Annotated in this window: 13 protein-coding genes; 6 read left to right on the top strand and 7 right to left on the bottom strand. The window is 51.1% G+C overall.

Going from position 1 to position 12,744, the window contains the following annotated elements:
• Positions 1-4: 4 nt before the first annotated feature.
• The 4 genes from B9Z32_RS11660 to B9Z32_RS11675 form a co-directional block, all read right to left on the bottom strand.
• Entirely contained in the window at positions 5-958 is a 954-nt protein-coding gene (locus tag B9Z32_RS11660) for a nitronate monooxygenase family protein (RefSeq protein ID WP_108421565.1), read from the bottom strand.
• 42 nt (positions 959-1,000) lie between these two features.
• Positions 1,001-2,791 (bottom strand): acyl-CoA dehydrogenase, encoded by a 1,791-nt coding sequence (locus tag B9Z32_RS11665; RefSeq protein ID WP_108421566.1) that lies wholly within the window; start codon positions 2,789-2,791, stop codon positions 1,001-1,003.
• Between the two features lie 74 nt (positions 2,792-2,865).
• On the bottom strand, positions 2,866-3,798 hold the full coding sequence (locus B9Z32_RS11670; RefSeq protein ID WP_108421567.1) for an electron transfer flavoprotein subunit alpha/FixB family protein: 933 nt from the start codon (positions 3,796-3,798) through the stop codon (positions 2,866-2,868).
• Between the two features lie 2 nt (positions 3,799-3,800).
• On the bottom strand, positions 3,801-4,556 hold the full coding sequence (locus B9Z32_RS11675) for an electron transfer flavoprotein subunit beta/FixA family protein (protein WP_108421568.1): 756 nt from the start codon (positions 4,554-4,556) through the stop codon (positions 3,801-3,803).
• Between the two features lie 291 nt (positions 4,557-4,847).
• On the opposite strand from B9Z32_RS11675, the gene B9Z32_RS11680 reads away from it, so the two are divergent.
• From B9Z32_RS11680 to B9Z32_RS11695, 4 genes are all read left to right on the top strand, one after another.
• Positions 4,848-5,870, top strand: coding sequence for a TRAP transporter substrate-binding protein (locus tag B9Z32_RS11680; RefSeq protein WP_108421569.1), 1,023 nt, complete (start codon positions 4,848-4,850; stop codon positions 5,868-5,870).
• Between the two features lie 93 nt (positions 5,871-5,963).
• A complete protein-coding gene (locus B9Z32_RS11685; protein ID WP_233248266.1) occupies positions 5,964-6,446 on the top strand; it encodes a TRAP transporter small permease in 483 nt (160 codons plus the stop codon).
• Positions 6,443-7,735 carry a TRAP transporter large permease gene (locus tag B9Z32_RS11690; protein ID WP_108421571.1) on the top strand — a complete coding sequence of 431 codons (1,293 nt, stop codon included), beginning with the start codon at positions 6,443-6,445 and terminating at the stop codon, positions 7,733-7,735. Before B9Z32_RS11685 ends, B9Z32_RS11690 begins: the two co-directional genes overlap by 4 nt.
• A 2-nt stretch (positions 7,736-7,737) precedes the next feature.
• Positions 7,738-8,685 (top strand): alpha/beta hydrolase, encoded by a 948-nt coding sequence (locus tag B9Z32_RS11695; RefSeq protein WP_108421572.1) that lies wholly within the window; start codon positions 7,738-7,740, stop codon positions 8,683-8,685.
• Positions 8,686-8,750: 65 nt separating this feature from the next.
• Here B9Z32_RS11695 and B9Z32_RS11700 read toward each other — a convergent pair whose 3' ends face one another.
• Positions 8,751-10,022 carry a mechanosensitive ion channel family protein gene (locus tag B9Z32_RS11700; RefSeq protein WP_369909933.1) on the bottom strand — a complete coding sequence of 424 codons (1,272 nt, stop codon included), beginning with the start codon at positions 10,020-10,022 and terminating at the stop codon, positions 8,751-8,753.
• 21 nt (positions 10,023-10,043) lie between these two features.
• On the bottom strand, positions 10,044-10,997 hold the full coding sequence (locus B9Z32_RS11705) for a histone deacetylase family protein (RefSeq protein WP_108421574.1): 954 nt from the start codon (positions 10,995-10,997) through the stop codon (positions 10,044-10,046).
• Between the two features lie 87 nt (positions 10,998-11,084).
• On the opposite strand from B9Z32_RS11705, the gene mltB reads away from it, so the two are divergent.
• A complete protein-coding gene (gene mltB / locus B9Z32_RS11710; RefSeq protein ID WP_108421575.1) occupies positions 11,085-12,173 on the top strand; it encodes a lytic murein transglycosylase B in 1,089 nt (362 codons plus the stop codon).
• Between the two features lie 12 nt (positions 12,174-12,185).
• A complete protein-coding gene (locus B9Z32_RS11715) occupies positions 12,186-12,407 on the top strand; it encodes a TIGR02450 family Trp-rich protein (RefSeq protein WP_108421576.1) in 222 nt (73 codons plus the stop codon).
• A 246-nt stretch (positions 12,408-12,653) separates the two neighbouring features.
• Here the strand turns inward: B9Z32_RS11715 and B9Z32_RS14305 are convergent.
• Positions 12,654-12,744, bottom strand: a 91-nt coding sequence (locus B9Z32_RS14305) for an integrase core domain-containing protein (RefSeq protein ID WP_146179476.1), incomplete at its 5' end; no start/stop codon positions are given.

Here is a 12,744-nt window from a genome sequence, read left to right on the forward strand (position 1 = left end):
GAAATTAAAGTGACAATCTAGCGCGAGCAGCTGCGTACTCTGTCTTGATTTTGGCAACGCGCTCGGCTGTACTGACCACAGCATCGATGGCACCAATGCCCTGACCACAGCCCCAAATATCTTTCCACGCTTTTTTGGCATCACCACCAAAGTTCATGGCCGAGGGATCAGACACGGGCAAGTTGGCAGGATCTAATCCAGCCGCTTTGATGGAAGGCGCCAAATAATTGCCATGCACACCCGTGAACAAATTGCTGTAAACAATGTCATCTGAATTGCAATCGACAATGGCTTGCTTGTAGTCTTCGGCAGCACGGGCCTCATGGGTTGCAATGAAGGCAGAGCCAATATAAGCAAAGTCTGCTCCCATGGCTTGCGCCGCTAAAACAGCATCGCCGCTGGCAATTGATCCAGACAGAGCAATGGGGCCGTCAAACCACTGGCGAATTTCTTGGATCAATGCAAAGGGACTTTTTTCACCAGCATGTCCCCCCGCACCTGCCGCGACAGCAATCAAACCATCTGCGCCTTTTTCAATGGCTTTTCTCGCAAATTTGTTGTTGATGATGTCGTGCAAAACAATACCGCCGTAGCTGTGTGCCGCTTGGTTGATGTCTTCTCGTGCGCCCAAGGAGGTAATGATGATGGGCACTTTGTACTTCACACACATCGCCATGTCGTGCTCTAAGCGATCATTGCTCTTGTGCACAATTTGATTGATGGCAAAAGGCGCTGCAGGCTTGTCGGGATTGGCTTTGTTGTAAGCCGCCAAAGTTTCTGTGATTTCAATCAACCACTCTTCCAACTGTTCTGCAGGGCGCGCATTCAAAGCAGGCATTGAGCCCACCACTCCAGCCTTGCATTGCTCAATGACCAACTTGGGATTGCTGATGATGAACAAGGGCGATGCAATTACCGGGAACGGTAAATTGGCCAAAACGGCAGGTAATTTCGACATGAAGTCTCCAGTGATTTGAATGTAAAAAAGCAGTTGTCGATTTTAGAAAGCTTCTAGCGCCAGCTCTGTCACGCACTTTGCACCTTCAACGATGCTGTCGCGTAAACCCGGTGCACGGCTGAGCAAATGATCAGCATAGAAACGCGCTGTGGTGATCTTTGCCTCCATGAACGCTTTGTCATTGCCTTGCTCAATTTGCGACAAAGCCACCAACAAGGCACGACCCATTTGCCAGCCCGCCATCAAATTGCCCGTCAGCATCAAATAAGGCACGCTACCTGCAAAAACATCATTTGGGTTGGCTTTGGTGTTGCCCGCTACAAAATGAACCACATCCAAGAATGCCAAACGAGCGGCTTTCAAGCGACGACCCACCGCTTGTGCGTCGGCATGGGCGTTGGTCAAAAGTTCATTTTCAGTTTGTTCAACTTGACCAGCCAATGCCTTGGCAGTTTGACCGCCGTCACGGGCCGTTTTGCGGCCCACCAAGTCATTGGCTTGAATGGCTGTGGTGCCTTCGTAAATGGTCAAAATTTTGGCATCGCGATAGTACTGGGCAGCGCCGGTTTCTTCAATGAAACCCATGCCCCCATGAACTTGAATGCCAAGTGATGTCACTTCCAAACTCATCTCGGTGCTATAGCCTTTGACCAGCGGCACCATGAATTCGTAGAACAGTGCATTTTGTTTGCGCACTTCTGCATCGGGGTGGTGGTGGGCCGCATCATAGGCAGCTGCAGCCACTGTGGCCAATGCGCGGCATCCTTCAGTGCTGGCGCGCATGGTCATGAGCATGCGCTTTACGTCAGGGTGGTGAATGATGGGAGCAGAAGTGTTCATGCTGCCATCGACAGGACGGCTTTGCACGCGGTCTTTGGCGTACTGAACGGCCTTTTGATATGAACGCTCTGCAATGGCAATGCCTTGAACACCCACGGCGTATCTCGCAGCATTCATCATGATGAACATGTACTCGAGGCCGCGGTTTTCTTCGCCCACCAAGAAACCAATGGCACCACCGTTGTCGCCGTATTGCAGCACGGCTGTAGGGCTGGCCTTGATGCCCATTTTGTGTTCAATGCTCACACAGTGAACATCGTTGCGATTGCCTAGGCTGCCATCGCCATTCACCATGAACTTAGGCACCACAAACAAGCTGATGCCCTTCACGCCTTCGGGCGCACCTTGCACACGGGCCAACACCAAATGCACGATGTTGTCGGCCATGTCGTGCTCACCATAAGTGATGTAAATTTTGGTGCCAAATACTTTGTAGGTGCCATCGGGCAAAGGCTCTGCACGCGTGCGCACCAGTGCCAAATCAGAGCCCGCTTGGGGCTCAGTCAAATTCATGGTTCCAGTCCACTCACCAGAGATGAGCTTTTCTAGGTAAATGTTTTTCAAATCGTCAGAGCCCGCCGTCAGAAGTGCTTCAATGGCACCATCTGTGAGCAAGGGGCACAATGCAAAACTCATGTTGGCCGAGTTGAGCATTTCGCCGCATGCAGCACCAATGGTTTTGGGCAAACCTTGTCCGCCAAAATCGGTGGGGTGCTGTAAACCTTGCCAGCCGCCTTCGCCGTACTGCTTGAATGCTTCTTTAAATCCTGGAGTGGTTTTCACAGCACCATTGGCAAACGCCGATGGGTTTTTGTCGCCTTCCCAGTTCAGGGGTGCAATCACGTCTTGGTTCAACTTGGCACATTCTTCGAGCACCGCTTGCGCTGTTTCCATGCCAGCATCTTCAAAACCTGGCATTTGCGCCACTTGGTCAATTCGGGCCAAGTGTTCAATGTTGAAAAGCATGTCTTTCAGGGGGGCAACGTAGCTCATATCATTCTCCGAATAAAAGAAAGGCACCTCAAAGGATGCCTTTCAAAATCAAAAATAAGTTCAAATCAAACGCATCACAAAGCGTTGACCAATTCAGGCACAGCCGCAAACAAATCGGCTTCCAAACCATAATCGGCCACGCTAAAAATAGGCGCTTCGGGGTCTTTGTTGATGGCCACAATAACCTTGCTGTCTTTCATACCAGCCAAGTGCTGAATGGCACCAGAAATACCGCAGGCCACATACAACTGAGGTGCCACAATCTTGCCGGTTTGGCCTACTTGCCAATCGTTAGGGGCATAACCCGCATCCACTGCTGCGCGGCTGGCTCCCATGGCGGCACCCAGCTTATCGGCCAGTGGCGTGATCACTTCAGCAAACTTTTCTGCACTGCCCAAAGCACGACCACCAGAAACAATGACCTTGGCTGCAGTCAATTCAGGACGATCGTTCTTGGCAATTTCGCTGCCCTTGAATGTGCTCTTGCCGCTGTCGGCAGTGGCAGCCGCCGTTTCTATATTGGCTGAACCTCCTGTGGCCGCTGCTGCATCAAAACCAGTGGTGCGAACTGTTAGCACTTTGACTGCATCTTTGCTTTGCACCGTGGCAATGGCATTGCCTGCATAAATGGGACGCTCGAAAGTATCGGCTGAAATCACCAAAGTAACGTCGCTCAATTGCGCCACATCCAATTTGGCAGCAACGCGAGGTGCCACATTTTTACCGGCAGCTGTTGCAGGGAACAAGATGTGTGTGTAGTTGCCAGCAATGGCCAACACTTGGGTGGCCACGTTTTCAGCCAAGCCATGCGCCAGACCTTCTGCATCAGCGTGAATCACTTTGGACACGCCTGCAATTTGTGCAGCTGCTTGGGCTGCGGCACCAGCGTTGTGGCCCGCCACCAAAACGTGCACATCACCACCGCAAGCCACAGCGGCTGTGACGGTGTTCAATGTTGCACCTTTGATGGATGCGTTGTCGTGTTCTGCAATAACCAATGAAGCCATGATTAGATTACCTTCGCTGTGTTCTTTAACTTATCGACCAACGTTGCCACGTCTGGCACCTTGATGCCTGCAGAGCGCTTGGGTGGCTCGGATACTTTCAAGGTTGTGATGCGAGGCGAAACATCGACGCCCAAGTCTTCAGGCTTGAAGGTGTCGAGTTGTTTTTTCTTCGCCTTCATGATGTTGGGCAAGGTCACGTAGCGTGGCTCGTTCAAACGCAAGTCTGTGGTGATCACTGCAGGCATCGACAAAGACAATACTTCCAAACCACCATCTACTTCACGAGTGACTTGCGCTTTGCCGTCAACCACTTCTACTTTGGATGCAAACGTGGCTTGGGGCAAGTCTGCCAATGCCGCCAACATTTGACCGGTTTGGTTGCAGTCATCGTCAATGGCTTGCTTGCCCAAGATGATCAAACCAGGTTGTTCTTTGTCGACCAAGGCTTTGAGCAATTTGGCAACCGCCAAAGGTTGCAACTCCAAATCGGCGGGCGTTTCAACCAAGATGGCGCGATCGGCACCAATGGCCATGGCCGTACGCAGCGTTTCTTGGCATTGCGTGACACCGCAAGACACAGCGATGACCTCCGTGGCGATGCCCTTTTCTTTCAAGCGCACAGCTTCTTCGACTGCAATTTCGTCAAAGGGGTTCATGCTCATTTTGACATTGGCGATGTCTACGCCTGTGCCGTCAGATTTGACACGCACCTTCACGTTGTAGTCGACAACCCGCTTCACGGGAACCAGAATTTTCATGAAAGCTCTCCATTGATATCAAAACTTAAGCCCTTGGCAAGGGCCTGTCACCTTTGACGTTACGTAAACGTCAATTGTGCATCAAATCTTCATGCCCGGGACCACTCGCCCGACGAAAAAGCACGGTCGTTCGCATTTTAGAACGGTTTGCAAAACCTTACTGACGATACATTTTTTGGCATCATCGGGAATTCACCGACCAATCGGTAGGTGAATCAGGGTTAAGATTATTTTTTCGCTTATAAATCAACTTCCGATTGTATTTTGTAACCAAATTAATGGAGCACTCAGATGAAAAAAACTTTGATCACCGTGGCTGCAGCGGCCCTCGCCGGCTTCAGCGGCTTGGCACAAGCGCAAACGGTATTGACTGTCTCAAGCTGGGTCCCACCCACCCATGGCCTGTCAATGTCCCAAAAAGAATGGTGCGATGACCTGGCAAGCAAAACATCCAATCGCGTTCGTTGCAACATTCTGCCCCGTGCAGTTACCCCAGCACCTGGCACTTTCGATGCCGTCAGAAATGGCTTGGTCGATGTGTCTTTCACCGTTCATGGCTATACACCTGGCCGTTTTGTTCTCACGCAAATGGCCGAATTCCCCTTCTTGGGTGACCGCGCTGAGCCCTTGTCTGTGGCCTTCAACCGCATTGCCAGCAAGAACCCAGAGTTCACAGCTGAGCACCAAGGCGTGAAAGTTTTGGGCTATTTCACCCACGGCCCTGGCATCATTTTCAACACCAAAAAACCCATTACCCGCGTTGAAGACTTGCAAGGTCTCAAGTTCCGCATTGGGGGTGGCATGGTCAATGAGATCTCTAAACAGCTCGACATGAACGTCACGCTTAAGCCTGCGCCTGAATCTTTCGAGCTTTTGTCTAGTGGCGTGATGGATGGCACTTTGTTCCCTGCGGAGTCCACAGACTCCTTCAAAATTGACAAGATCATCAAGCACGCTACGCAGGTTCCTGGCGGCCTCTACAACACAAGCTTTGTGTTCATGATGAACCCAGCCAAGTACAACAGCCTTTCTGCAGAAGACAAAAAAGTGGTGGATGAGTTGTCCGGTGAAGCCGTTGCAAGGCGCTTTGGCAAAGCCTGGGACCGCGTGGACGAGCAGGCTTTGGCCAACATGCAAAAAAATGGTGTCAAAGTCATCAAAGCCGATAGCGGTTTTGTGAGCGGCATCACTGTGCGTGTCAGCAAGCTCGAGCGCGACTGGGCGCAAGCAGCCAAAGCCAAAGGTTTGAAAGACCCATCTGGTACATTGTCTGAATTCCGCTCTGAGATCGCCAAGCTGCAAAAGCAGAAGTGATCTGAGATTTTCTGGGGTAAAGCCCCAGTGAAATGAAGTACATCAGCGGTATTTGCTCTATTTGCAAATACCGCTTTTTTGATGGGCCAACAGTTGAAAAAATTACTTGAAATTCTTTGCGGGGCTCTGGCTGGTCTCGCCTTGTTTGCCATCATGGTGCTGACTTTTTTTGATGTCTCAGGCCGAAAATTCTTGTCTCAATCCATCACCGGTTCTTTGGAGTTGACCGAATTACTAATGGTTGTGGTTATTTTTGCGGCACTGCCTTTGGTCTCTCTCAAAGGCGAGCACGTATTGTTTGACTCCTTGGATGGGCTCATGCCCCGATGGGCTCGTCAAATTCAACAAGGCCTCATTCACATTGTGTGCGCGGCTTTGCTTTTTGGTCTGGCTTATTTGATGTGGCAAACAGGTAACGAGTTTGCAAACACGGGCGAAACCACAGCCCAACTCAAGATTACCAAAGCGCCCTTCATTTATGGAATGGGCATTCTGTGCGGCCTCGCTGCAATGGTGCATCTGGTCAAAGCCTTTGTGTTCAATGATGAAGATGCATCCGAAGGAGGCACAGTATGACGGCTGCCTTGCTCGGATTCTTGGCCATCTTCGTGCTGGCCCTCATGCGCATGCCCTTGGCTTTTTCCATGGGCTTGGTTGGCGTTGTGGGTATCGGTTTAACACGAGGCTGGATGCCAGCCTTGGCCAGCACCGCGCAAGTGGTGCACGAGACAGGTTTTGCCTACACCTTATCGGTCATTCCACTGTTCATTTTGATGGGCAATTTTGTGGCTCGTGCTGGTTTGGCTCACGAACTTTTTCATGCGGCCTACACCTTCATTGGGCACCGCAAAGGCGGTCTGGCCCATGCCACCATTGCGGCTTGCGCAGGATTTGGCGCCATTTGCGGATCATCTATTGCCACGGCCGCTACCATGGGCAAAGTGGCTTACCCCTCCATGAAAAAACTGGGCTATAGCGATGCCATGTCTACCGGCGTGATCGCTGCAGGTGGCACTTTGGGCATCATGATCCCTCCCTCCACCATTCTTGTGATTTACGGCATCATTACCGAAACTCACATCGGCAAATTGTTTGCTGCTGGCGTTCTGCCGGGCATTTTGACTGCTTGCCTCTTGATGTTAGCTGTCGTGTTAATGACTTGGCACGATCCCGAACACGCACCTGCCGGTGAAAAATTCACGTGGTCCGAACGCTTCAAAGCTTTGCGTGGTATTTGGGGCGTATTGGTTTTGGTGGTGTTGGTGTTGGGCGGTATTTATGGTGGTTTCTTCACTGCCACCGAGGGCGCTGGCATGGGTGCCACAGGCGCTTTTCTGTTTGCACTGGCTCGCAAAGCTCTTAGCTGGAAAGTACTTATGCAGGTTTTGGTCGAGTCAGCTCGAACCACGGCCATGCTGTTTACCTTGCTAATTGCAGCCACGATCTTCGCCAATTTCGTCAACTACACCAGCTTGCCATTTGAGCTCAAAGACTGGATCACCAGCTTAGGCCTTTCTCCCATCATGATCGTTGCTGCCATGATGCTGATTTATGTGTTGTTGGGTACCGTGATGGAAGAGCTCACCATGGTCCTGCTTACCATACCGCTGTTTTTCCCCATCGTTGTTCAATTGGGATTTGACCCCGTCTGGTTTGGTGTGCTGATTGTGATGGTCATTCAAATTGGACTGATTTCGCCTCCTGTTGGCATGAATCTTTTTGTGTTGAACGCTTTGTTGCCCCAAGTCGGTTTGGGCGCCATCTTTCGAGGCGTTTGGCCCATGGTTGTGGTGTTGATCATCACACTCGGAATTTTGCTGGCCTTCCCAGGCATCAGCCTTTGGTTACCTTCAATGATGGATTGAACATGCTAGACCCTCAAGCCCAAGCACTGATGCAGCTCATGATTGAGAAAGGTGTTCCACCCATCAACACCCTCTCTCCCACAGAAGCACGCGAGTCATACCGGTCTCGCCGCACCTTCACACAGCCTGACGCACCAGAGGTGTACAAAGTAGAAAACAAAGTGGCTTCCGCCAATGGCTTGAATGTGCCAGTGAGGGTGTATCACCCGCATGCCGCGCAAACCCAAAAGGCCTTACCTGGTTTGGTCTACATTCATGGCGGCGGCTGGACCATTGGCGATCTTGACACGCACGATGTGCTGTGCAGAAGTTTGTGCCTTCAAGCTGAAGTGGTGATGGTTTCAGTCGATTACCGCATGGGGCCTGAGCACAAATTTCCAGCGGCTTACGAAGACACCCTAGCAGCTTTCAATTGGACTGTGTCAAACGCTGAAAGCTTAGGGCTTGACCCCCAACGCCTGGCCATTGGTGGCGACAGTGCGGGCGGCAATTTGTCTGCTGCAGCCTGCATTGGACTGCGCGACGATCCAGAAGCTTCTGCTCAACCTGCTTATCAGTTGCTCATTTATCCAGCCACCATCATGTGGCAAGACACACCGTCTTTTCATGCCAATGGCAAAGACTACATGCTCACCAAAGAGTCAATTGCCTACTACACCGAAAACTATTTAAGCAGTCGCGAAGATGCCAAAGATTGGCGCGCATCACCTCAGTTCGCAAACAGTCACAAAAACTTGCCGCCAGCTTTTGTCATGACGGCAGGTTTTGATCCTTTGCGCGACGAAGGTTTGATGTATGCCGACGCCTTGTCCAAAGCCGGTGTGTCTGCACAATATGTTTGCTTTGAACGCCAAATTCATGGCTTTATCACCATGGGCCGCGTCATGCAAGAGGCCAACACCGCTGTCAGTTTGTGTGCCTCGGTATTGAAGGCCAACTTACATCGATGAGTGGACTGCGTTGAATCAATGCGTTGGTAAAACGCTTGTTCAAGACCTGTTCCTAAGACCTGTTCCTAAGACCTGCTAAGCGTATGAACCACGCGCTGTGGGTATGGAATTTCAATTCCCTTGTCTTGTAGCAACTGCAGTATTCGGATATTGATTTCTGACTTCAAGGTCAACAAACCCGCCTGTTGTTCATCAACCCAGTAGTGGGCGCCAAACTCCAAGCCATCGGCCGCAAAATTGGTGAGCGTCACAAATGGCCGTGGGTCTTTCAATACTTTGGCTTGCTCCTCGCACGCCTGTGTGAGCAGTTGCATGACCAGATTGACATCCGTGCCATAAGCCACAGTGACCTGGGTGGCCTGCAACACGCGCGAATCGGCCAAAGACAAATTTTCAACACGGCTGTTAATGAGCATTTCATTGGGCACGATAGATTCTCGGCCAGTGGGTGATCGAATGACGGTGTAGCGTGCTTTGATGTCTGAAATGCGTCCTTCAAATCCATCCACTTTGACACTGTCGCCAATTCGCATGCTGCGCTCAGCCAAGATCACAAACCCACTGACGTAATTGGAGGCCAACTTTTGCAAACCAAAACCAATACCAACACCAATGGCGCCGCCCAATACAGAAAGTGCGGTGAGGTCAATGCCTACAGCCGACAACGACAACATCAAGCCCACAAACAACATCAAGGACGTGACTGCATTGCTCATTGCTTTGCGAAGAGAAAGCTCACTGCCAGATGAAGACTTGAGCAATCTGGCCTCGATGGCCGACGACACCCACAGAGTGAGCAACATAACCAAACCTGCCGTTAGCCCGCCTTCAATGAGGGTTCTGACGGAAAGATGAGATGCACCAATTTTCCATTTAATTTGATCCAACTCTTCAAGCACAAGCGGCAGCAAACCCGTAAGCCAAAGAACCACAGCGGCCCATGCCAGCCAAGATAAGCTGGTTTCGATGGGCCGAACCCACGCGGCAGATTTGAAGGTGACCTGCAACACTTTCACGCCCAATCGGATACCTGCCAAAGACAAACAGACAGGCACCAGAAAGTCAAAAATCCAGAGGGGATGTGATCGCGCCCAAACTGCCCGAACAACAAACACCATGCCGAGCAAAAGCACGGGAAACAAAACACCGTCGATTAATTTTTTACCCAATAAAACAGACAATTCCCATTGGCTTGTGGCGCGTCGCACACCCCAGACCACCAGCCAAGCCAATGCAATGCAAGCCAAAAACAAAGCCAGCTCTATCAAAGCTTCTTGGGAATTCATGCGAGACCACCAAAGCGCGGGGTCGTGCATCATGATAGGCGCAGAAGTCAAAGTTGATTCCTTCGATATTTTTCAAACATTGGCCAAAACCCGCAGATGCGCTTCAACACTTCGGGACAAAGCACTGAGGTTGTAGCCCCCCTCCAAGCAACTCACGATGCGGCCATGGGCATGTTTTTGCGCAACGTCTTTGATGCGCTGGGTCATCCACACATAGTCTTGCTCGACCAAGCCCAGTTGGCCCAAATCATCTTCCCGGTGAGCGTCAAATCCTGCACTGATAAAAATGAGTTCAGGTCGGTGAGCCTCTAAGCGCGGCATCCACATGGTGTCGATCAATTCCCGAATGTCCATGCCCTTGGTGTAAGCGGGTACAGGCAAATTGACCAAATTGGCGTCGTACTTGCGTGCTCCGCCTTCAGGGTAGAAGGGGTGCTGATAGAAACTGACCATCAAAATTCGATCATCACCTGCCACAATGTCTTCGGTACCATTGCCATGGTGAACATCAAAGTCAACGATGGCCACACGTTGAAGGCCGTGGCGCTCTAAGGCGTATTTGGCAGCGATGGCCACATTGTTGAAAAAACAAAAACCCATGGCCTTGTCGTGGCAGGCATGGTGGCCCGGAGGACGAATGGCGCAGAAAGCATTTTCTAATTCACCCGCTATCACGGCATCGGTGGCATCCAAGGCAGCACCCGCCGAGCGCAATGCAGCTTGCCATGTATGGACATTCATGGTGGTGTCTGGGTCTAGCGCAGTGTGCGAAGGCCCACCGGCTTGCATGTCTTCAATCAGTGCCTCACTCAAACCTCTGAGCGAGGCAACGTACATCCGGTCATGCGCCAACTCAATGTCGGCCAAAGCCGCAGGAGCAGGCTCTCTGCGTTCAAGGGCATGATCAAGACCCGTGATAAGCAGGCGATCCTCAATGGCGTCTAAACGCAGAGGGCACTCGGGATGTCCTGCGCCCATTTCGTGCAAGCGGCAATCGGAGTGCGTGTAATAACCAGTAGCGCCCATGAGTGTGTGATGAAAGAGAAGGAAAAAATTGTGAGGTTTCCAGCTTATCACGACACCTGTACCCATTACAAAGGCTAAACTCAAGGCATGCGAAATTTGTCCTTGATCTTGATCAGTTTGGCGCTTTTATTTTCAGCAAGTACTCAGGCTGCTGAAGGCGCCAAAAAATCGAAGTCAAAATCAAAAAACAAGGCGACTGCTCAAACTGCGGGAGTCTCCTATGCCCAAAGATCTGATGCCATGGCTTGGGCTGAGCGAATGGCTCAAGAAAATCAGCTAGACCCCCAGTGGGTTAAAGCCCAAGTGGCACAAGCCAAGTTGATTCCCAGCATTCCCAAGCTCATTTTGCCGCCCGCGCAGGTCAGTCAAAAAAACTGGGCCGCCTACCAAGCCCGCTTCATCGAACCCAAGCGCATTCAAGCAGGCGTTCAGTTTTGGCAGCGTCACCAAGCCCTCCTCCAACAAGCCGAGCAAACCTATGGTGTGCCGCAATGGCTCATTGTGGGCGTGATTGGTGTTGAGACTTTTTATGGCCAACACACAGGCAATTTTAGAGTCTTAGACGCCTTGAGCACCCTGACCTTTGACTTCCCCAAGGAACATCCAATGGCCAAGGAGCGTCAGGCCTTTTTCTCCAAAGAATTGGCTCAGTTTTTGGTCATTGCCGCCAAGGAAAAAATCAAACCCACTCAGTTCAAGGGCAGCTACGCGGGCGCCATGGGACTGCCCCAATTCATGCCTTCAAGCTGGGTCAACTTTGCTGTTGATTTTGATGGCGACAAACACATTGATTTGTTCAACAACCCTGCCGATGTCATTGGTTCTGTGGCCAACTATTTCAAAGCGTTTCAATGGCAGACCGGAATGCCCACACATTACCCCGTCTCGTTCAACCGTGATCTGCTCAACATGGATGCCCTGATGGCGCCCGATATCTTGCCAACTTTCAGCGTCAACAGTTTTCTGGCAAAAGGTGCGGTGATCGAGGGCGATGCGTTGCTGCACACGGGACCCTTGGCTTTGATAGAACTGCTCAATGGCAATGCCCCACCTAGCTATGTGGCCGGCACGGAAAACTTCTACGCCATCACACGCTACAACTGGAGCAGCTACTACGCAATGGCGGTGATTGACTTGGGCCAAGCAGTGGCGCGGGAATTGCAAAGCAGGCCCTGAAATCGTTCACGCATGAACCCTTTGAACCCAAAAAAACTGCTGCTGACCAAGTGGACAGCCGTTAAACCCATTGCCAAACAAAAGCACTTTTTGGTCAGTCGGGTAATTCAGCCGGAACAGCCTACCGATCCGATTGAATCAGTAGAAATTGAAGCAGTGTTCTCCAAAGCCACGCAAATCATTGCGTGGCGTGAGTTACAGGACGATAGTGTTTGGCGGCAGGGCTGGGTTTGAACAACAAAAGTATTTCTACGAAGCCTCTCAGGAATACGGCCGTGGTCAGCCTAATGGCGACTGCTTTTAGTGTCTATTGCAATTGACTTATTGTTAACCACGTTCAGCTAATTGCTGTAAGTTAAAAACGCCAATTAACTTCCACCCACCCACGCCAAACTTTATTGGTAAGAACTAGGGTTGGAGTCGTCCCCAGAGGGGCAGCCACATTGGTCTTGACCCTGTATTCCAGTACCGCCGGTATGTTTAAGTTACCGATCTTTTCTCCCTGAACAGCGTTGGTGGCAAGTAGCCAAGTGCACTGTGCGGGTGATACGAATTGTAGTCATTGAACCAA

It is taken from the genome of Limnohabitans sp. MMS-10A-178 (assembly GCF_003063375.1).
In the GTDB taxonomy this organism is placed as follows: Bacteria; Pseudomonadota; Gammaproteobacteria; order Burkholderiales; family Burkholderiaceae_C; genus Limnohabitans_A.